Annotated in this window: 22 protein-coding genes; 11 read left to right on the top strand and 11 right to left on the bottom strand. The window is 59.1% G+C overall.

Annotated elements, in window-relative coordinates; all coding sequences use genetic code 11:
* The first annotated feature begins 18 nt into the window (after positions 1-18).
* Positions 19-378, top strand: a complete 360-nt coding sequence (locus SIB92_RS06840) for a hypothetical protein (protein WP_412555086.1) — start codon at positions 19-21, stop codon at positions 376-378.
* Between the two features lie 9 nt (positions 379-387).
* Here the strand turns inward: SIB92_RS06840 and SIB92_RS06835 are convergent, their stop codons facing one another.
* Positions 388-828: a hypothetical protein gene (locus SIB92_RS06835; RefSeq protein ID WP_412555085.1), complete on the bottom strand. Its 441-nt coding sequence runs from the start codon at positions 826-828 to the stop codon at positions 388-390.
* A 171-nt stretch (positions 829-999) separates the two neighbouring features.
* Here SIB92_RS06835 and SIB92_RS06830 point away from each other — a divergent pair, with 171 nt between their 5' ends.
* Positions 1000-1485 (top strand): flavodoxin family protein, encoded by a 486-nt coding sequence (locus tag SIB92_RS06830; RefSeq protein ID WP_412555084.1) that lies wholly within the window; start codon positions 1000-1002, stop codon positions 1483-1485.
* A gap of 4 nt (positions 1486-1489) precedes the next feature.
* Here the strand turns inward: SIB92_RS06830 and SIB92_RS06825 are convergent, their stop codons facing one another.
* From SIB92_RS06825 to SIB92_RS06815, 3 genes are all read right to left on the bottom strand, one after another.
* Entirely contained in the window at positions 1490-1819 is a 330-nt protein-coding gene (locus SIB92_RS06825) for a hypothetical protein (protein ID WP_412555083.1), read from the bottom strand.
* A 395-nt stretch (positions 1820-2214) separates the two neighbouring features.
* Positions 2215-2787, bottom strand: a complete 573-nt coding sequence (locus tag SIB92_RS06820; RefSeq protein WP_412555082.1) for an MAPEG family protein — start codon at positions 2785-2787, stop codon at positions 2215-2217.
* Positions 2788-2874: 87 nt separating this feature from the next.
* Complete coding sequence (locus SIB92_RS06815; protein ID WP_412555081.1) at positions 2875-3297, bottom strand: winged helix-turn-helix transcriptional regulator; 423 nt, start codon at positions 3295-3297, stop codon at positions 2875-2877.
* An 83-nt stretch (positions 3298-3380) separates the two neighbouring features.
* Here SIB92_RS06815 and SIB92_RS06810 point away from each other — a divergent pair, with 83 nt between their 5' ends.
* Complete coding sequence (locus SIB92_RS06810) at positions 3381-4280, top strand: SDR family oxidoreductase (protein WP_412555080.1); 900 nt, start codon at positions 3381-3383, stop codon at positions 4278-4280.
* Positions 4281-4383: 103 nt separating this feature from the next.
* Here SIB92_RS06810 and SIB92_RS06805 read toward each other — a convergent pair whose 3' ends face one another.
* Together SIB92_RS06805 and SIB92_RS06800 are read right to left on the bottom strand one after the other, a co-directional pair.
* Positions 4384-5271 (bottom strand): hypothetical protein, encoded by an 888-nt coding sequence (locus tag SIB92_RS06805; RefSeq protein ID WP_412555079.1) that lies wholly within the window; start codon positions 5269-5271, stop codon positions 4384-4386.
* Complete coding sequence (locus tag SIB92_RS06800; protein ID WP_412555078.1) at positions 5268-7097, bottom strand: M3 family oligoendopeptidase; 1830 nt, start codon at positions 7095-7097, stop codon at positions 5268-5270. The genes SIB92_RS06805 and SIB92_RS06800 overlap by 4 nt, the downstream gene beginning before the upstream one ends.
* A 128-nt stretch (positions 7098-7225) precedes the next feature.
* On the opposite strand from SIB92_RS06800, the gene SIB92_RS06795 reads away from it, so the two are divergent.
* Positions 7226-8056, top strand: coding sequence for a fumarylacetoacetate hydrolase family protein (locus SIB92_RS06795; protein ID WP_412555077.1), 831 nt, complete (start codon positions 7226-7228; stop codon positions 8054-8056).
* 69 nt (positions 8057-8125) lie between these two features.
* Here the strand turns inward: SIB92_RS06795 and SIB92_RS06790 are convergent, their stop codons facing one another.
* Both SIB92_RS06790 and SIB92_RS06785 read right to left on the bottom strand, forming a co-directional pair.
* The gene (locus tag SIB92_RS06790; RefSeq protein ID WP_412555076.1) at positions 8126-9079 is read right to left on the bottom strand and encodes an alpha/beta hydrolase; all 954 of its coding nucleotides are present in this window, start codon (positions 9077-9079) and stop codon (positions 8126-8128) included.
* The gene (locus SIB92_RS06785; protein WP_294114272.1) at positions 9079-9369 is read right to left on the bottom strand and encodes an SCP2 sterol-binding domain-containing protein; all 291 of its coding nucleotides are present in this window, start codon (positions 9367-9369) and stop codon (positions 9079-9081) included. The genes SIB92_RS06790 and SIB92_RS06785 overlap by 1 nt, the downstream gene beginning before the upstream one ends.
* Before the next feature lie 70 nt (positions 9370-9439).
* On the opposite strand from SIB92_RS06785, the gene SIB92_RS06780 reads away from it, so the two are divergent.
* From SIB92_RS06780 to SIB92_RS06755, 6 genes are all read left to right on the top strand, one after another.
* Positions 9440-10033 (top strand): tetratricopeptide repeat protein, encoded by a 594-nt coding sequence (locus SIB92_RS06780; RefSeq protein ID WP_412555075.1) that lies wholly within the window; start codon positions 9440-9442, stop codon positions 10031-10033.
* Between the two features lie 32 nt (positions 10034-10065).
* The gene (locus tag SIB92_RS06775; RefSeq protein WP_412555074.1) at positions 10066-12882 is read left to right on the top strand and encodes a helicase-related protein; all 2817 of its coding nucleotides are present in this window, start codon (positions 10066-10068) and stop codon (positions 12880-12882) included.
* Between the two features lie 4 nt (positions 12883-12886).
* On the top strand, positions 12887-13264 hold the full coding sequence (locus SIB92_RS06770) for an RNA-binding S4 domain-containing protein (protein WP_412555073.1): 378 nt from the start codon (positions 12887-12889) through the stop codon (positions 13262-13264).
* A 49-nt stretch (positions 13265-13313) separates the two neighbouring features.
* Entirely contained in the window at positions 13314-13652 is a 339-nt protein-coding gene (gene fdxA, locus SIB92_RS06765; protein ID WP_295175535.1) for a ferredoxin FdxA, read from the top strand.
* Between the two features lie 295 nt (positions 13653-13947).
* On the top strand, positions 13948-14457 hold the full coding sequence (locus SIB92_RS06760) for a CarD family transcriptional regulator (protein WP_295175534.1): 510 nt from the start codon (positions 13948-13950) through the stop codon (positions 14455-14457).
* Positions 14458-14578: 121 nt separating this feature from the next.
* Positions 14579-15349 (top strand): potassium channel family protein, encoded by a 771-nt coding sequence (locus SIB92_RS06755; protein WP_412555072.1) that lies wholly within the window; start codon positions 14579-14581, stop codon positions 15347-15349.
* Here the strand turns inward: SIB92_RS06755 and cobS are convergent.
* Positions 15346-16110, bottom strand: a complete 765-nt coding sequence (gene cobS / locus SIB92_RS06750) for an adenosylcobinamide-GDP ribazoletransferase (RefSeq protein WP_412555071.1) — start codon at positions 16108-16110, stop codon at positions 15346-15348. The genes SIB92_RS06755 and cobS overlap by 4 nt on opposite strands.
* A gap of 83 nt (positions 16111-16193) precedes the next feature.
* Here cobS and cobT point away from each other — a divergent pair, with 83 nt between their 5' ends.
* On the top strand, positions 16194-17204 hold the full coding sequence (cobT, locus tag SIB92_RS06745) for a nicotinate-nucleotide--dimethylbenzimidazole phosphoribosyltransferase (protein WP_412555070.1): 1011 nt from the start codon (positions 16194-16196) through the stop codon (positions 17202-17204).
* Positions 17205-17225: 21 nt separating this feature from the next.
* On the opposite strand, the gene SIB92_RS06740 is transcribed toward cobT, so the two are convergent.
* Together SIB92_RS06740 and SIB92_RS06735 are read right to left on the bottom strand one after the other, a co-directional pair.
* Complete coding sequence (locus tag SIB92_RS06740) at positions 17226-19106, bottom strand: cation:proton antiporter (protein ID WP_412555069.1); 1881 nt, start codon at positions 19104-19106, stop codon at positions 17226-17228.
* A gap of 29 nt (positions 19107-19135) precedes the next feature.
* Complete coding sequence (locus tag SIB92_RS06735; RefSeq protein ID WP_295175524.1) at positions 19136-19591, bottom strand: Lrp/AsnC family transcriptional regulator; 456 nt, start codon at positions 19589-19591, stop codon at positions 19136-19138.
* Positions 19592-19663 lie beyond the last annotated feature (72 nt).

Raw genomic sequence — 19663 nt, 5'->3', positions numbered from 1 at the left:
CTGTTGAGAGGACATAGGATGATTTTGAAGCATGTTTTGACAGCGGCCTTTGCGGTGTCCGTGAGCCTGTTTGCCGCCGATATGGCCCTGGCCAAGGACAAAGGGGGGCAAGGTAAAGGCAACAAGGTGAAGATCGACAAACCGGGCAAGGGCAATGGCAAGGTGATCCCGCCGGGACAGATCAAGCGCTACACGCGTGGTGCGAAACTGCCAACCGATCTGAAATGGGACGATATCGGCGATCTGGACAAATGGAACCTGAAGGCCCCGGGCAAAGGTAACCGCTACATCCGCGTGGATGATGAAATCCTAGAGGTGACCGATGACCTGTCCACCGTGGTGGATGCCGTGGGTATTGTCGGGGATCTGCTGAAGTAAGGCGCGGGTTTACATGCGGACGCAGTTGATCGGCGCTGTGTCCGCAGACAGGATCATGTAGCGGTCCGAGGTGAAGGTCACCTTGGCGCTGGCATCGCTGTTTTCCAATAGGGCTTGGCGCAGGCTTTCGGCGTGCTCGCTGCGCCGGGCGTCTTGCCCGTCGATGGTGAGTTTGCTGACGTAGGCAGAGACCGGCGTGTCGCTGAGCGTGTTGTTGACCAGTTGATAGTCGGACCGATAGCGCGCCTGCGCGTTGACCTCTTGGCCCAGTCCGAGGAAGTCGATGTTCACCAGGGCGTCCAGGCGGCCTGAGTCCGTGAAGGTCACGTTGGACACGGCGTCGTTGTCTGCGGTGGATCGCACGCAGGTCCAGGTGCCGACAATGGACTGGGCCGAGGCCAAAGGCGCGGTGCAGAGGGCAAGGGCTGCGGCGGCAAACAGGGTTTTCATATCGGGTCTCCTATGGGGCAACAGGTATGGGACAACAGGCGCACAAAACACGCAGAGACTGGTCCTGCAAAGCGTAGAGCAGGAGGTGGCGTGCTTCAATCGTTGAGTGTGATTGTTTCGGGGGCCGGCGCGCGGCTATGGTGGCGGTGATCCAACGACCAAGGGGCGGACATGGCGCAGGTTTTGATTGTCTATCACTCCCGCACAGGGGGCAGTCGGCAAATGGCAGAGGCGGCTTTTGCGGCGGCGCAGGCCGAGGGAGAGGCGCGGCTGTTGCGGGCGGAAGAGGCCATGCCCGAGGATCTTTTGGCGGCGGACGGCTATCTGTTTTGCGCGCCGGAAAACCTCGCCGCGCTGTCCGGTGCGATGAAGGAGTTTTTTGACCGATGTTATTATCCGGTGCTGGGGCAGATCGAGGGGCGGCCCTACGCGCAGATGATCTGTGCCGGGTCTGACGGTGACGGCGCGGCGCGGCAGTTGGCGCGGATTGCGACGGGGTGGCGATTGAAGGAAGTGCAGCCACCGATGATTGTCTGTACTTTTGCACAGACGGAAGAAGAGATTTTGGCGGAGAAGGTGATTGGTTCCGCCGATTTGGAGCGCTGTACAGTGCTGGGCGCTGCGCTGGGTGCCGGGCTGGCGATGGGGGTGTTTTGAGGCCTTATGAGCTCGGTGGGCTACCAACGCGCTTGCATTTTGTGTCTACGCCTTCGGTTCGTACCACCAGATTGGATTTGGTCAGGGACACAATTTCGCTTGGCGTCTTGCTGGCCTTTTTCAACTCCTTCTTGACGAGCCAAGCAATTGGACCTTTGGAGATGTCTATTCCATCCATCGTCAGGGAGTTGATTTTGATCTTTTGGGGCTTGTCCCAGATTTTGGTCCCCTTCAGTTTATAGGTGCCATTCGTCACGATATCCCCAACAATTGTTGTGCCTTCTTCCTGCACATCAAAACGCACTGTCCAATAGCTTTTGCCGTCGTCTGTCATCCGAACGGTTGAGTGTGATGTGCCGTCCGGCGCGTTTTCTGTGCAGGTCCAATCACCTACTAGGGATTGCGCGTGAAGCGGTGCAGCGAGGCCAAACGTAAGGGGTAAAATGCGAAGAATGGGTAACATAAATGCAGACTTTCCAATAGACTTTGGGGAAAGTGAAGCAAAGAGATGTTTCCCGCAATACTTGTTTCGTGATGCGATGAAGTTTCTGAAGAAGAGTGACACCTTTGGATGCCATCGGGATGCACAGACGCAATTGAGAGTCTGTGGACCCACAAACCAAAATAGCGACTTTGGCGAATAAGGCGATTGGCGCTGCGGAATTGGTGCGCTGTGCTGAATTGGGGACCGTGCTGGGTGCCGGACTGGCGATGGGGGTGTTTTGAGGCCTAGTGCACCAAGGCCAGTGCCAAGTAGCTGGCCATGCCAAACAGCGACACCAGACTGAGACTCATAAAAATACCGCGCAGACCGTCTTTGCCACTCAGGTAGGCGTAGGCATGGCCAAGGCGGCCCAGAGCAAATCCAATCATCCAGATGAACGCCAGGCTTTCTGTGGGCGAGATCAACATCATCGCCGGAGCAAGGATTGCGAAGTGGAGCGTGTTCTCGGATGCATTGTTATGGGCGTCATGGTGGCGCTTCACTTCCCGCGTACCAATCGGGTCGGCCTCGGTTTCCACTTTGCCTGCTTTGGCCCATTCTTCCGGCGTGGCCTGTAGGCCAAATTTGAGGCGGGTGAGTTCGGTGCTGGTCATCAGCCAGACATGGTTGGCCAGCAACATTATAGCGCTGACGGTGAGGGCGATCAGAACGGGTTTGGTCGGCAAGGCCGGGACAGCGGGCGAGACGCCGAGCAGCCAGTTGAGCAGGAGGGCCGCCACAATCAGCGCAAAGGGGTAAGCGATGATGATGCGGCGGACGCGCTGAATTCGCGCGCTGTTGGTCTTGATCTCGGCCATGGAAAATCCTTCGCTCTTCACCCCTGAGTGGTAAATGACATGGTCCCCTTCACTTTAAATGACAAGTGGCGGGCACGGTTAGCCCACTCACCCCTGTTTTTGTGTGTAGGATTTTTGCGCCTGCTGGATGTCTGCTTCGTGCTCCAGTGCCCAATTCGCAAGGCCGGTGATGTGGACCAGCAGAGACTGTCCCAAAGGGGTCAGGCTGTACTCCACCGAAGGCGGGCGGGTGTCAAAAACTTCGCGATGCACAAGGCCGTCGCGTTCCAATCCTCGCAGAGTGACCGTCAACATGCGTTGCGAAATGCCATCGACGGCCCGGAGAAGCGCACGGAACCGTTCCGGCCCGCGCCCCAGACGCAGCACAATCAGCACGCTCCATTTGTCGCCAACACGATCCAGTACATCGCGCACCGGACAGGTGCCACTGAATTCATTTGCCACCCATTCATCGACACCGTCATTCATCGCCTGAATGTCAGAGGCGGTTACTTCTGTGTGCCTATCCAATGAATTAGTGCCTCCTTTTGCCGTCAATCCAAGTCTCCTAAGTGTGGTTCTCAACAGTAACCACCATACCATGGAGAACCACTATGAACCAGACCGTTGCAATTTTTGGCGCCACCGGCGCGCAAGGTGCCCCTGTTGTGCAGGAAGCACTTGCCAAAGGATTGACTGTCCGTGCGGTTGCGCGTGATGTTGCCAAGATTTCCGAGATGCATGGCGCTGCACAGGCCTTTGCAGCCACTTTGGATGATGTCGACGCCATTGCCCGTGCTCTGGACGGTGTGGATGCCGCCTTCCTGCACCTGCCAGCACCCACCAATCCGGAGGATCCACAGACATGGATGACCGCGTTTTTTACCGCGGCGCATCAAGTTGGCTTGCCGCTGCTGGTGTTTACAACTGGCGGGACAGCCGGTGACCGATACCCGTCTTCTACGATGATTGATGGCATGACGGGCGGCATGATGGGCGTTTTGAACAGCGGCATTCCTTCCATTGTCTTGCAGCCCACCATCTATCTGGAAAACCTTCTGCCGGGTTTCCTGACCCCACAGCTGAAATCCGAAGGCGTTCTGGCCTATCCGCCGCTGCCGGAGACACTGAAGGTCACCTGGACCTCGCATTTTGACCAAGCGCGTGTGGCGGTGGCGGCGTTGACCCGTCCCGATTTGGCGGGGCAGCATTTTGAAATTGGCACGCCCGCGCCGCTGACGGGTGGGCAATTGGCGGAATTGCTGTCTGGCTGGGTGGATCGTCCGGTGTCCTTTGCGCCGCAAACCCCGGAAGAACTGGGGGCGCAGGTGGCGGAAGCCTTTGGCAATCCGGGCATGGGGCACATGCTGACCGACATGTATGGTGCTTTGGCCAAAATGGGGGATGACGACATGTGCATAGATACGCGACACGTTGAGGAGACCTTTGGCGTCACCCTGTCCACTGTCGAAGAGCACATCAAAAGCTGGGGCAAGGCTTCGGCGGCGGCCTAGACAAGCACACTGTGACGACGGCGCGATTCTGCTCGGTCGTCACGACCCGCTTGTTGGGAGCGCTCTTCGGCCCGAGAGTGCTCCCAATTCCGAGATCACCCGCTCAAAATGCTTCCAGATCTTGCGCGAGTTTGGCGAACGATGTGTGTTCGGGCAGGAAGATACCCGGTTCAACTTCCTTCAACTTGGGCCACTTATTTTCGCTCAGGTAATAGGCCGATCTATCACCAAAACTTCTGGCTCGAAAAAAGGGACGCGGCGTCCCGAAAAATCCGCCTCTTGCGAAAGTTTTACGCAGATATGTCGTGAAGGGAAGCGCGATGCCTTCAGCAAACACCATTGGATCCACGCGATAACTCGGGAGTCGTAGGTTGGGGTTCCATGCGCCGCTGATGTTGGCTTTGTGTTCAAAGCTGCCAGCGAAGGCGGGTTGCAAGGCAAGGCCACCTTCCGGCAGCGGATGAAGCTCGGCTTCTTCCTCGCCGATCTCGTATTGCAGAAAGTCAAAATCAACTTCCAGAGGGTCCCAATCACCCAGTGTTTTCAGAATAGGATCCGAGGGCTCGTCGAGCTGATCGTCGGTCACATGCTGCCGAAGGTCGACGCTGCCAACCAGCTCCGCAAACAGTGAGAGGGCAATGGGAAAGGGGCCACTGCCAGTTACTTCAAGGTCGTCAAATCGCTCCAGAGAGTTGGCGCGGGCCAGTTTTGCAGCTGCGAGCGCAGGCCTGCGCGGGGGATGCGGGGATTTCGCCTCTGCCTCGCAGGCAAATTGGTAACCAATGTCGCGCAGGCGCGTCACCAGCCGGTCCACGTTTCGCGCCACTCTTTCAAAGGTCAGTGTGATGACTTCGTGGGTTTCTTCCTGACTGGGATGAGCTCCAAATCCGAGTTCAAACTGTTCTTTGATTGGAAGGAGAGCAAAGTCCAGCTCGCGCCAAACTTGTTCGTGCTCTCCTTCCTGGTAGCGTTTAACGAGTGACTTCGTCACTCCATCGCCTCAAGCTCGTCGATCATCGACGAAATCATGCTTAGGCCTTTGTCCCAGAACTTTGGATCGGAGGCGTCCAGACCAAAGGGCGCAAGCAGTTCGGAGTGGTGCTTGGAGCCGCCCGCCTTGAGCATCTCGAAGTATTTGTCCTCAAAGCCTTCATCGCCCTCGGCATAAACCGCATAAAGCGCGTTTACGAGACCGTCGCCAAAGGCGTAGGCGTAGACGTAGAACGGCGAATGCACGAAGTGCGGGATGTAGGCCCAGAAGGTCTCGTAACCGTCCATGTACTCAAACGCTTCGCCAAGGCTTTCGGCCTGCACCGACATCCACAGGGCGTTGATGTCCTCCGGCGTCAGTTCGCTTTCGCGACGGGCGGCGTGCAGTTTGCATTCAAAGTCGTAGAACGCGATCTGGCGCACCACGGTGTTGATCATGTCCTCCACCTTGCCGGCCAACAGGATTTTGCGCTGCTCCTGGGTTTCGGCCTTGTCCAGCATGGCGCGGAAGGTGAGCATTTCGCCAAACACAGACGCGGTTTCAGCCAGTGTCAGCGGGGTGGAAGACAGCATCTCGCCTTGCTCTGCCGCCAGCACCTGGTGCACGCCGTGACCCAGTTCATGCGCCAAGGTCATCACATCGCGGGGTTTGCCAAGGTAGTTGAGCATCACATAGGGGTGCACGTTGGTCACGGTGGGGTGCGCAAAGGCGCCGGGGGCTTTGCCGGGTTTCACACCTGCGTCGATCCAGCCTTTGGTGAAGAATGGTTCGGCCAGTTCGCCCATGCGCGGGTCAAACGCGTTGTAGGCGTCCATCACGGTTTTCTGCGCGGTGTCCCAATCCACGGTGGTGGGGTCTTCCATCGGTAGGGGGGCGTTGCGGTCCCAAACCTGCATCACGTCCAGACCGAGCCATTTGCGCTTCAACTCGTAGTAGCGGTGGCTGAGTTTGGGGTAGGCGGCCACAACCGCGTCGCGCAGGGCCTCAACCACTTCAGGTTCCACATCGTTGGACAGGTGACGGCCGGTCTGTGCGGTCGGCATGTTGCGCCAGCGGTCGATGACCTCTTTTTCCTTGGCAGCGGTGTTGTGCACACGGGCGAAGATTTTGATGTTTTCGGCAAAGACTTCGGCCAATTCCCGCGCCGCCGCTTCGCGTTTTTCGCGGTCCGGGTCGGTCAGGAAATTCAGCGTGCCTTCGATGTTGAGCTCTTCGCCGTTCACGTTGAAGGTCAGGCCCGCGATGGTTTCGTCAAACAGGCGCTCCCAGGCGTCGCCGACCACGCCAAGATCGTGCAGGAACTTCTCCAGCTCGTCAGACAGCTGGTGCGGTTTCATTGCGCGGATGCGGCGAAAGACCGGCTCGTAACGGGCAAGCTCTGCGTTTTCTGCAAAGGCAGCGGAGAGCTTGTCGTCTTCGATGCGGTTGAGTTCCAGCGTGAAGAACACCAGCGGCGTGGAGAAATTGGTCAGCTTTTCCTGCATGTTGGCCATGAACTGCGCGCGCTCGGCGTCGGTGGTCAGCTGGTAATAGCGCAGGCCGGCGTAGGACATGATGCGGCCGGAGGTCTGGCTGATCTTTTCGTTGCGCTGCACACAGGTCAGCAGGTCGGCTGCAGACAGATCGGCCAACTTGCCTTCGTAATCGGCGGCAAAGGCGGCACATTCGCCTTCAAGCCACTCCAGATCAGCGGTCAGTTCTGGTGCGTCGTCACCTGTATACAGGTCGCTCAGGTCCCACTCGGGCAGGTCGCCAAACTCATTTGCGCCGGAGGAGGCGTTTGCATCGCGCAGAAGTTCAGGGGCGGGGAAGGGAAGGTTCAGCATGGAAGCGGCCTTTGTTCAGAAATCTGTTGGGGATCAGATAGGCAGAGCGGGGCGGGAGGTTCAAGAGGGGGTTGCACTCCTTTGCGCAGCGCGGGAGCATGGTGGCAAGTCAAAGACGGAGGATTGAGATGCGGTTTGTGCGGTATGGCGAACGTGGGGCGGAGAAGCCCGGCGTGTTGGACAAAGCAGGACAGGTGCGGGATTTGTCCGGCGTGGTGGCAGATTTGGCTGGCGACGTGTTGGCGGACCTGCCGGAGGTCGACCCGGAAAGCCTGCCCTTGGCGGAAGGGGACCTGCGACTGGGCGCGCCGGTGGGGCAGGTGGGCAAATACCTGTGCATTGGCCTGAATTATTCCGACCACGCCGAAGAAGCGGGCATGGACATTCCCAAAGAGCCCATTCTGTTCATGAAAGCCACCAGCGCCATTGTGGGCCCGGACGATCCGGTGATCTTGCCGCGCAGGTCGGAGAAAGGCGACTGGGAGGTGGAGCTGGCCGTGGTGATTGGCAAGGCGGCAAAATATGTTTCCAAAGAAGACGCATTGCGCCATGTGGCGGGTTACACCATCGCCAATGATGTGTCCGAGCGCAGTTTGCAGATCGAGCGTGGCGGGCAATGGACCAAAGGCAAAAGCTGCGACAGCTTTGGACCGCTGGGGCCGTGGCTGGTGACGCCGGAGGAGGTGGGTGATGTGCAGGATCTTGCGTTGACGCTGGATCTGAATGGGGAGCGGGTGCAGACCGGCTCGACCGCGTCGATGGTGTTTGGGGTGGCGGAGATTATTTCGTATCTCAGCGAAATGATGACCTTGCATCCTGGCGATGTGATTGCCACCGGCACGCCGCCCGGTGTGGGTATGGGATTCAAGCCGCCGCGCTATTTGCAAGCGGGGGACGTGATGGAGTTGAGCATCGCGGGGCTGGGCAAACAGCGTCAGCGGGTGATGCGCGACGGGTAATGTCGGCCAAAGGAGGGACGTGAGGGGCTAGCCCCTCACACTCCCCGAGATATTTATCGAATGAGAAAGCTAGACGTTGTGCCTACCGTAGAAGGCGGCGCAGGCGTCAAAGATGTGATTGCGCGTTTCCGGCACTTCCATCAGTACTTCGTGTTCGCCGTCCTGGATGAGGTCGAGGGTGCCCTTGGGCCAGCGCGCCATGCGTTTGTGCACATCACCAGTGTTCACAATGCGCTCGTCCGTGCCCAAGAACGTCAGGCAAGGGATGTCTGGCGAAGGGCGTGCGCGTAGGCGGCGACTTTCTTTCAGCGCTTCATAGACCCAGTTGATCGCAGGCCCGGCCAGCGCGAGATCGGGCTGACCGGTCATCTGACGCTGCATGTAGGCGTACATGTCAGGATCCTTGGTCAGGGTGTTGTCGTCAAATGGTTTGTCGAGCACCAGGGTGACCGGCGAGGTGGAAGGTGCGAGACGACCGTGCAGTCCCAAAGGTTTGCTGACGGCGCCAACAACCCAGGCGGCCGCGCGCAGATACGGCGCGAGGCCAATGCCCCACATTGGGGCGGAAAAGGAGGCGGATTTAACCGGCAGGCCTTCGTGCAGGGCGCGCAGGCCGATGCAGCCCCCCATAGAGTGGCCCAGCAGATGCCAGGGTTGCGGCAGGTCGAGCTCCGACAGGGCGGCCAACACTGCGGCCACATCCCTTTGGAAATCGTCGAAGGTCTCAACATAACCCACATAGCGTGGGTCGACCATGCGGTCTGCCAATCCCTGGCCGCGCCAGTCGATGGCAATCATCGCGTAGCCGCGCGCCGCAAAATCTGCGGCGGCACGGCCGTATTTTTCGACATATTCTGTGCGGCCGGGAAACAGCAGCACAGTGCCTTTTGCAGGACCTTGTTCGGTGTCCAAAGGCCAGTGAGCAAAGCGCAGGCGCACCCCATCATCCGCTGTGACCCAGTAAGCGTTTGCCTCCGGGCCCTCGGCGACGTCGTGATGGAACGGTGCGCTTTGCAGGGACATTAGGCCAGTACGCCGCCCAGTTTCATCGCCGCGCCCATATCGCCGTCGATGGTGAGCTTGCCGGACATGAAGGCCGCTGTTGGGTTCAACTCGCCTTCGAGAATCGCCTGGAAGGTGTCGACATCTGCGGTCATGGTCACATCTGCGTCGTCGTCGCCAGCGCGCACGCCGTCCGCGTCGATGATGATCGCGCCTTCGCCTTCGATGGCAAATTTGGCAGAGCCGTCAAAGCTTTCGCCACCCAGTTTTGCGGTCAGGGCCTCTACGGCGGAGGAAATGATATCGCTCATCTTCTTGATCCTTCAAATTCTTGTGCACATCTTGGGAATCAGACAGGCACGGGCTACACTGATTTACGTTATGGTCAACTTACGACATCTTCTCAAACCTACCGTTGCGGCATTTGTGCTCTGTGTCACGGTATTTCAATCGCCGGTTGCGATTTCTCAGGAAAGTGACGCGGTTGGGACGGACCTCGGCGATGAGTTGCCGCGCCTGATGGCAGAGCTGCGAGCGGCGGAACCGGCGCGCGCCGAACAGGTGGCGGGGCAGATCCGGCATTTGTGGGATGCGTCCGGCTCAGCGACGGCGGATTATCTGCTGCGTCGCACCCGCAAGGCCATCGACATATCTGAGATGGACGTGGCGGTGGAACACGCCACGGCGCTGGTCGATCATGCGCCGGAGTTTGCCCAAGGCTGGGCGGAGCGCGCGCGGGCCTATTATGCGCTGGATCTCTATGGACCGGCGTTGAGTGATCTGGAGCAGGTGATTGCCCTGAACCCAACGCATTTTGACGCCATCATGGGCCTCGCGGTGATGCTCGATGAGATGGGCAAACCCAAAGATGCCTATGAGGCCTATCAACAGGTCGAGGCTATACATCCCCATCAGGCGGGCCTAACAGAAGCCTTGGAGCGACTCGCGCCGCTGGTGCGTGGGCAAGAGCTCTAAGCGACAAATACTAAGCCAGACGGGGCAGACAGATGGCCGGACAGCGGCAAATCACGGCGGTGTTGGGCCCCACCAACACAGGCAAAACCCATTACGCCATTGAGCGGATGCTGGGCTATCGCACAGGGGTGATTGGCCTGCCGTTGCGGCTGTTGGCGCGTGAGGTTTATGACCGCATCGTTGCAGCGCGGGGGCCGTCTGTTGTGGCTTTGGTCACCGGCGAAGAGCGTATTGTACCGCCGCGGGCGCAGTATTGGGTGGCCACGGTGGAGGCGATGCCCGAAGGACTTGGTGCGGATTTTGTTGCGATTGACGAGATCCAACTTTGTGCCGATCCCGAGCGGGGGCATGTGTTTACCGACCGCTTGCTGCGGATGCGCGGCACGCATGAGACACTGTTTTTGGGCAGCGACACCATGCGCGGCACCATTGCCGAGCTGGTCCCCGAGGCCCAGTTCATGCGGCGTGAGCGGATGTCGACGCTAAGCTACTCGGGCAGTCGCAAGATCAGTCGGATGCAGCCGCGCTCGGCTATTGTTGGGTTTTCGGTCGACAATGTTTACGCCATTGCCGAACTGATCCGCCGTCAAAAAGGCGGCGCGGCGGTGGTGATGGGGGCGTTGAGTCCGCGCACGCGCAATGCCCAGGTGGAGCTCTATCAGAATGGCGACGTGGATTATCTCGTGGCAACTGATGCCATTGGTATGGGGTTGAACCTCGACATTGATCACGTGGCTTTTGCCTCCACCACCAAGTTTGACGGGCGGCGCATGCGGCCTTTGGCACCCAATGAACTGGCGCAGATCGCGGGCCGAGCCGGGCGGGGCATGAGCCACGGCACCTTTGGGGTGACCGGCGAAGCGCCGCCGCTGGATGAGGGCGTGGCTGAGGCGATCATGGAGCATCGCTTCACGCCGGTACGCAAGCTGAACTGGCGCAATGCGGCGCTGCAATTTGGCACTGTGGATGCGCTTATCAAATCCTTGGAAATGGGCTCGGATGATGAGCTGCTGATCAAAGCGCGGGAGGCGGACGATCTGCGCGCGCTGAAAACCGTGTCGCGTGAAGCGGAAGTCATGGCGCGGGCCAGTGACGGGCGTTCGGTGCAGTTGCTGTGGGATGTGTGCCGCATTCCGGATTTTCGCGGCATCAGCCATGCGGAACACGCGCAGCTGATTGAGAATATTTTTGGCTTCCTGCACGAAAAAGGCAAAGTGCCGGATGATTGGCTGGCGCGGCAGGTGAAACGGCTGGATCGCGCCGATGGCGACATTGACACATTGTCGAAACGTCTGGCGTTTATCCGGACGTGGACATATGTCGCACAACGTAAAAACTGGGTAAGTGACGAAAACCATTGGCGTGGGGAAACCCGCGCGGTAGAAGATCGCCTATCAGATGCTCTGCATGAGCGTCTAACCCAAAGATTTGTGGATCGGCGCACATCCGTTTTGATGCGCCGGCTCAAGCAGAAGGAGGCCCTTTTGGCCGAAGTGAATGATAAAGGTGAGGTGACCGTCGAGGGCGAATTCGTCGGTCGTCTTGAAGGATTCCGTTTTATTGCGGACAAAGAAGCCAGCGGTCAGGAAGCCAAGACGCTGAAATCAGCGAGCTTGCAGGCACTGGCACCGCAGTTCCATCTGCGCGCGGATCGGTTTTACAACGCGCCGGATACGGAAATCGACTTTACCGAACAGGGTGGCCTCATGTGGGGCGAGCACGCGGTTGGCAAATTGGTTGCTGGCGCGGAACCTCTGAAGCCGATGATCGACGTGTTTGTCGACGAAGAAGCCGGTGCCGATGTGGCCCAAAAGGTGGAACGTCGTCTGCAGCACTTCATCGACCGCAAGATCGCGGCCCTGTTTGAGCCTCTGCTGAACCTGAGCAAAGATGAAGAACTGACCGGTCTGGCGCGCGGCTTTGCCTTCCGCATGGTTGAGAACCTCGGCATCATTCCGCGGGGCGATGTGGCCACCGAAGTGAAAGAGCTGGATCAGGACGCGCGCGGCACGCTGCGCAAGCACGGCATCCGCTTTGGTCAGTTCACCATCTTTATGCCTCTGCTTCTGAAACCAGCCCCAACCCGTTTACGTCTGGTGCTGTGGTCGTTGGCGCAAGGGCTACAGGACTTCCCTGAGTCGCCGCCCCCCGGTTTGGTGACTGTGCCAACCGTCAAAGACGCGCCACGTGGCTACTACGCCATGTCCGGCTACCGTGCGGCAGGCGAGCGGGCGATCCGCATCGACATGCTGGAACGTCTGGCAGATATGCTGCGCAGCGAAGACAGCCGTGGTGGCTTTGAAGCCAAAGCGGATATGCTGTCGATCACCGGCATGACGCTGGAGCAGTTTGCCGATCTGATGCAGGGCCTTGGCTATGCAGCGGAAAAAGGCGAGCGCGCGAAGGTGAAAGCCGCGCCAGAAGCGGCTCCAGCTGAAGAAGCGGCTGCTGAAACACCTGCGGAAGCGACTGACGCACCTGCGGCGGAAGAGGCACCTGCGGAAACCGAAGCGACACCAGTAGCTGCTGAAGCCGAAACGCCTGCGGAGGCCGCACCAGCCGAAGAGGCTGCCGAGCCGGAAGTGGAAGTGTTCTATACCTTCACATGGGCCGGCCGTCAGGGTGGCAACCGCAACCAGCAGCGTCGTGGCGGTGGCCAGGGCCAGCGTCGCAACGACCGTCAGGGCGACAAGCCGCGCGGCAAGGGTGGCAAGCCGAAAGGCAAAGGTGGCCCACGTCGTGACAACGGCCCCAAACAGTTCCAGGCCCGTCCTCCGAAAAAGGAGAAGGCGATTGACCCGGACAACCCATTTGCCGCAGCGCTTATGGGGCTGAAAGGCAAGGACTGAGCGCGTGAGCGCTCCGTCCCCCAAACTTCGGGCTGACAAATGGCTTTGGCAGGCGCGGTTCTTCAAGACCCGTAGCCTGTCGGCCAAAGTCATCACCGGCGGGCATCTTCGCGTCAACGGACAGAAAATTGCCAAAGCCAGCCATGGTGTGACAATTGGTGACGTTTTGACCTTTCCACAGGCCAAACGTGTGCGGGTTATCAAGGTCTTGGCGCTTGGCGAACGACGTGGTCCAGCGCCGGAAGCCCAAACATTATATGAAGATTTGACGCCTGAGGAGAAACCTGTTCCGCGTAGCCCCGGCTCCGACGGAAAAGGGCGTCCGACCAAGCGTGATCGCCGCAATCTCGATCTTATGAAGTCTTCCCCGCTTGAAGATTGAGCCGCGCTGTTTTAGGCAGTTCGTCAAAGCTGATGTGAAAGACTGAGCCATGACCTACGTCGTTACCGAGAACTGCGTTGCCTGCAAATACACCGACTGTGTCGAAGTATGCCCGGTGGACTGTTTCTACGAGGGCGAAAACTTCCTTGTGATCCACCCGGACGAATGCATTGACTGTGGTGTGTGTGAGCCGGAATGTCCTGCGGATGCGATCCGTCCGGACACCGAGCCAGACATGGAGAAGTGGGTCGAGTTCAACCGGAAGTACTCCGAGCTGTGGCCGGTCATCATCACCAAGAAAGACCCGCTGCCCGAAGCCGAAGAGCGTGACGGTGAAAGCGGCAAAATGGAGAAATATTTCTCCGAAGCACCGGGCGAAGGCGGGTAAGCTACCGGTGCAGGCCGATTCGGTCTGAAAAAGGGACAAGAGTGCTGTCCAAGCTGCATATCTCAGCCCTAAGGGGCTGATTGATAAACACAAAATGCCTGTGAAAGTCTGTCGCGCTTTCAAGGGGGCGTTTTTTGTGTTATATTGCTGTTACAGAGGACATAACTGCCTGAGAGCCATCCCCGCATTTGCTGAGGGTGGCTTTTTCTACCAGAGGACATTCCGCATCGGGAAACACCCTTTCCCGAGCGCAATTTTTGTCTGGCAGGATGGGGGCTCACAAAGGAAGTACTGCATGAGCAAATCCAAGAAGAACGAGTTCAGCCCGAACGAATACGTTGTCTATCCGGCACATGGCGTTGGGCAAATCATTTCCATCGAAGAGCAGGAAGTTGCGGGGATGCAGCTGGAGCTTTTTGTGATCTCGTTTGAAAAAGACAAGATGACCCTGCGGGTGCCAACCAACAAAGCCACTGAGATTGGCATGCGGTGTCTGAGCAGCCCGGACGTGATTGACCAGGCGATGAAGACCCTGAAGGGTAAAGCCAAGGTCAAACGCGCCATGTGGTCCCGCCGTGCGCAGGAATATGAGCAGAAGATCAACTCCGGTGATCTGATCGCGATTGCCGAGGTTGTGCGCGACCTGCACCGCACCGACGATCAGCGTGAACAGAGCTACTCCGAGCGTCAGCTGTACGAAGCCGCGCTGGAGCGTCTGACCCGCGAAGTGGCTGCTGTGGCTGATGGTGACGAAGCTGCGGCTGCCAAGAAAGTGGACGACGTGCTGGTGTCCCGCGCCGCATAAGCGTACTTTACGACCTTAGAAGGGATCGCGCCTCGGGCTGCGGTCCCTTTTTTGTGCGCAATCAAACCGTTGCGCGGCTCTCTGTGTTGGCGTTTACTGCCTCTAAGGAGAGAGGCGACATATGGAAAACCTCAAGGAAACGGTGGAACGGCTCTACACGGATCACACGCCGGGCGCGGTGAAGTTCCGCTATGCGCTGATCATCTTCGACTTTGTCACCATCCTGTTTTTCATTGCCACAGCCCATGTGCCCTACGGCCCGGGCCTGATCCTTGCCAGCCGTTTGACCGGGGTGATTATCTTCCTCGACTTGGTTGCCCGCTGGTGGGTGGCGGAGGACCGGCGGTTTTTCCTCACACGGATTTACACGATTGCCGATGTGGTTGTGATCGGCTCGCTGTTCATTGATCCGTGGCTGCCGGGTGATCTGGCCTTTCTGCGGGTACTCCGCGGCCTTCGCCTGATCCACTCCTACCATCTGCTTTATGATCTGCGACGAGACAGCCGCTGGTTCCGCACCCATGAGGATGCGGTGATTGCGACCATCAACTTGTTTGTGTTTGTCATGGTGACCTCGGCGTCGTCGCTGGTGTTTTTTATCGACAAAGAGGCCACAGCCACGCCTTTTATTGACGCGATGTATTTCACAGTGGCGACACTCACGACCACAGGCTATGGCGACATCACCTTGGACAGTCCTGGCGGCAAGCTGTTTTCGATCTGCGTGATGGTGGGCGGCGTGGCGCTGTTTGTGCAATTGGCGCAGGCGATCATCAAGCCGCAGAAAGTGCGCCACAAGTGTGAAAGCTGCGGTCTGCTGCGCCACGATCCCGACGCCGTGCATTGCAAGCACTGCGGCGCCACAATCTGTATCGAGACGGATGGCGCTTAAAAATACTGCGCCAGGACCACGAGGGTGAAGAGCAGGGTGATTTCGGTGATTTGCTGGGTTGCGCCCAAAACATCGCCGGTCTGACCGCCAATTTTCACACGTGCCGTGGCGGAACACAGCGCCGCCATGACAAAGGCCACACCCGCGAGGATCACGCCGGGCACACCGACACAGCCAAAGGCGGTCACACCGGCCAGGGCAAAGCCGGTGAGCGCGCCTGTGCGAGGCGCGCGGCCCTGCGAGTGGCTCAACCCGTCGCTGCGGGCATGGGGCAAGGCGGCCATCACCAAAGTCATATTGGCGCGCGACAGCATCGCCACGGCCAGAAGGCCAAACAGCCAAACGTCCGCTTCCAGCAGGATGGCAATCGCGCCCCAGCGAGCGGCAATGGACAGGCACAGGGCTATGACACCGTAAGCGCCAATATGGCTGTCGCGCATGATCTCCAGTCGCCGGGCTTTATCCCAGCCACCCCAGAAGCCATCTGCGGTGTCCGCCAGACCATCTTCATGCATGGCGCCACTCATCACAATCATGGCGGTGAGCCAGACCACGGCGGCCAAGACCGGTGGCAAACCGATGAACAGAAGCGCGGCGGTGGGCAGGGCTGCGAGGAGCGCCAGAGCCGCACCTGCGATGCAATAGGCCCAAGCGGCGCGCGCACCACGGGAGAAATCCGCCTTCACCGGCAGGCGCGTCAGAAGCGCCAAAGCGGTGTTGATGTCGCGGGGGCGAAACGGTGACGTGTCGGAACTGGCCATACCTGCGTCTTTTTCCTCACTTGCCGGGGGCTGGATATGAGGTAAACAGCGCTAACGTTAAAAATTCAACAGGAGCCCGGCCAATGTCCGCAGAATTCACCTCTTTGGCAGAGTTTCAACAGCTTGTGGCGGCGGCGCCCGGCGTCGATCAGCAGGCCATGGGCGAGGCCGAGGCGCGCAACGGTCAACTGACCAAACCACCCGGCGCTCTGGGCAGTCTGGAAGATATGGCGATTTGGTATGCAGGCTGGCGTGGCAACCCGCGTCCCAGCATTGAGGCGCCGCAGGTGATCATCTTTGCAGGCAACCACGGCGTGACCGCGCAAGGCGTGTCGGCTTTCCCGGCCGAAGTCACAGCACAGATGGTTCTTAACTTCCAACATGGCGGCGCGGCGATCAACCAGTTGAGTAAAGCCGCCGGGGCCGACCTCGATGTGATCGCGCTGGATCTGGACACGCCGACTGCGGACTTCACCGAAGGTCCGGCGATGAGCGAAGCGGAGGTTGTTACGGCCCTTCAGGCAGGCTGGAACGCGGTGAAGGATGGCGCGGACCTGCTTGTGGTTGGCGAGATGGGCATTGGCAACACCACCAGCGCCGCCGCTATTGCGCATGCGCTTTATGCAGGCGAGGCGGAAGAGTGGGTGGGTCGCGGCACTGGCGTGGACGAAGCCGGTCTGGCGACCAAAGCGCGTGTGGTGCGCGAAGGCGTTGCGGCCAACAACACACCCAAAGGTCTGGAGGCGCTGCGCTGCCTCGGTGGGCGCGAGCTGGCCGGTATGGTGGGCGCCATGGCGCGCGCGCGCGTGCTGCGCATTCCAGTGATCCTGGACGGCTTTATTGCAACCGCCGCTGCTGCCACCCTGGGCGAAGAGGTGGATGACGCATTGGATCACGTGATTGCTGGCCATGTGAGCGCGGAAAGCGCACACCCCGCCTTGTTGGCTCAGCTTGGCAAAGAGCCGATCCTGAGCCTCAACATGCGTTTGGGTGAAGGCTCTGGTGCCGCCGTGGCAATCAACATCCTGAAGGCCGGTGTGGCGTGCCATTCTGGCATGGCGACCTTTGCCGAAGCTGGTGTGTCCGACAGCTAAATCAATTGGATCGGAGCGCGTCTAGGCGCGCTCCTCCGGGTCGCTGTCCAGTTGGGCCAGCAGCACATCCTGCAGCTCTTTCTCCAATGACCGCGCGCGCTTTTTGTAGGCCTCGTTTTTGGACAACGGCACGTCTTCGCTCCAGAGCTGCGCCAACTCCTGCATGGCAAAACGGTCGTGTTTGTAAAACGCCTGTTCGGCCTGTGCGGCCTCATATTCGCTGAGGCCAATGTTTTCCAAAACATAGCGACCGGCGCGCAGCGAGCTGTCAAACATCTCCCGCACAATGTCATCTGCGCCCGCTTTGTAGAGGCGATACACGTTGCCGCGATCGCGCGCACGGGCGATGATGTGCAGGTCGGGCCGCTCGCGGCGGGCAAAGGCGACCAGTTTGAGTGACGCCTCCATATTGTCCAGCGCCACCACCAGCACGCGCGCTTCGCGCAGGCCTGCGGCGTGCAGGATTTCCGGGCGCGTCGGATCGCCAAAGAAGCCTTTCACGCCGAAAGAGCGCATGTTCTCGATGGCCTTCATGTCGTTGTCCAGAACCACGGTCTGATAGCCGGACGAACGCACCAGACGGTTCACGATCTGACCAAAGCGGCCAATCCCCGCGATGATCACGGGCCCGGTTTCATCCACCTCATCATGTTCGTGTTGGTCTTTTTTGTCGCCGCGATCTCCGATCCGTTTGGACAGTACATCGTGCAGGATAAACAGCAGCGGCGTGACCAGCATAGTGAGCGCCACGATCAGCAGGTATTTCTCTGCCGCCCAGGCGGGGATCACATTTTGCTGCTCCGAGAATGTGATGAGAACAAAGCCAAATTCACCTGCCTGCGCCAGGCCGAGCGTGAAGAGCCAGAGGTTGCGGTCTCGCAGGCCAAAGGCACGGCCCAGCAGGTAGAGGATCAGCGCTTTGATCGCGATCAGGCCCAGCGTAAGGCCAATGATCTGTCCGGGGGCGCGGGCAAAGACATTGAAGTCGATCTGCGCGCCTACGGTGATGAAGAACAGCCCAAGCAGCAGGCCTTTGAAAGGCGCGATGTCGCTTTCCAGTTCGTGACGAAATTCAGAGTTTGCAAGCAGCACGCCCGCGAGGAAGGTGCCAAGGGCAGGGGAGAGGCCCACAAGCTCCATTAACAGCGCAATGCCCACCACAATCAGCAGCGCCAGCGCGGTGTACATCTCCGGCAAATGCGCAGCGTGTATGAAGCGGAACACCGGCCGCATCAGGTAGAGACCGCCAAGCACAATGGAGCCCACGGCGCCAAGCGTCACCAGCGTCACGCCCCAGCCGGGCAACCCGTCTACCAGCGACATGGCGTGTTCGTCGGTGTGGCCGCCTTCGGCAATCGCGCCGCTGGTGGCAATCTCCATCGCTTCTGGCATCGCCAGCAGGGGCAGCAGCGCGAGCATCGGGATCACCGCAATGTCTTGGGCCAGCAGAACCGAGAAGGTCGAACGCCCACCGCCGGTTTGCATCAGACCTTTTTCGGCCAGTGTTTGCAGTACAATCGCGGTGGAACTGAGAGCGAAGATCAGGCCAGTGGCAATGGCCACGTTCACGGAGAAGCCCAGGAAGATACAGGCTGTGGCCACCGCACCGGTGGTCAGGCCAATCTGCAAGCCGCCAAGCCCCAAGAGCTTGTCTTTCATCGCCCAAAGCGCGCGCGGGTCCAGTTCCAAGCCAATGATGAACAGCATCATCACCACGCCAAATTCAGCGTAATGCAGCAGTTCATCCGCCTCATGTGTGCCAACCAGCCCCAAAACGGGGCCAATCAAAATACCGGCTGCCAAATATCCCAGCACCGACCCCAGCCCCAAGCGGGAGGAAATTGGCACTGCGATCACCGCGGTGATCAGGAAAATAGTGGCGGTATAAAGGGCGTCTTCCATACGTCCTGTGTCCTGTTCTGTCGCGGCGCTTAGGTGGGCAGCGGGGCGTCTCGTTTGAGTTGGTCCATGACAATCTGGCTTTGCACACGGCTTACCGCCGCATGTGGGAGCAAAACCTCATGAATCAAGCGGTTAAGCGCATTAAGATCCTCACAATATGCGCGCAGCAGATAGTCTGCATCCCCGGTCAATGTCCATGCGCTGACAATTTCGGCACGGGTGCTGATCAAAGTGGCAAAGCTTTGCGAGTTCTCCGGCCCATGGGTGCCCAGTTGCACCTGAATAAAGGCCTGCACCGACAGGCCCAGCTTTTGTGGGCTCAAACGGGCGTTGTAGCCCTCGATATAGCCATCCGCCTCCAGTCTTTGCCGTCGTCGCCCCGCCTGACTGGGCGAGAGGTTGAGGATCTCGCCCAACTCCTGTGCGGTGAGGTGGGCATTTTTCTGAAGCGCGGAGAGCAGGCGCATGTCGATGGTGTCCAGCATCTGCGTATCTTTCGCGTAAATGGTAAACTTTGTGCGTAGACTACGCGGATTTTGTCGGAATTGCACGTCACT

This window comes from Shimia sp. MIT1388 (assembly GCF_047124445.1).
GTDB lineage: Bacteria > Pseudomonadota > Alphaproteobacteria > Rhodobacterales > Rhodobacteraceae > Shimia.
The sequence above is the reverse complement of the archived record's forward strand: the minus strand, read 5'-3'. Positions and strand labels throughout refer to the sequence as shown.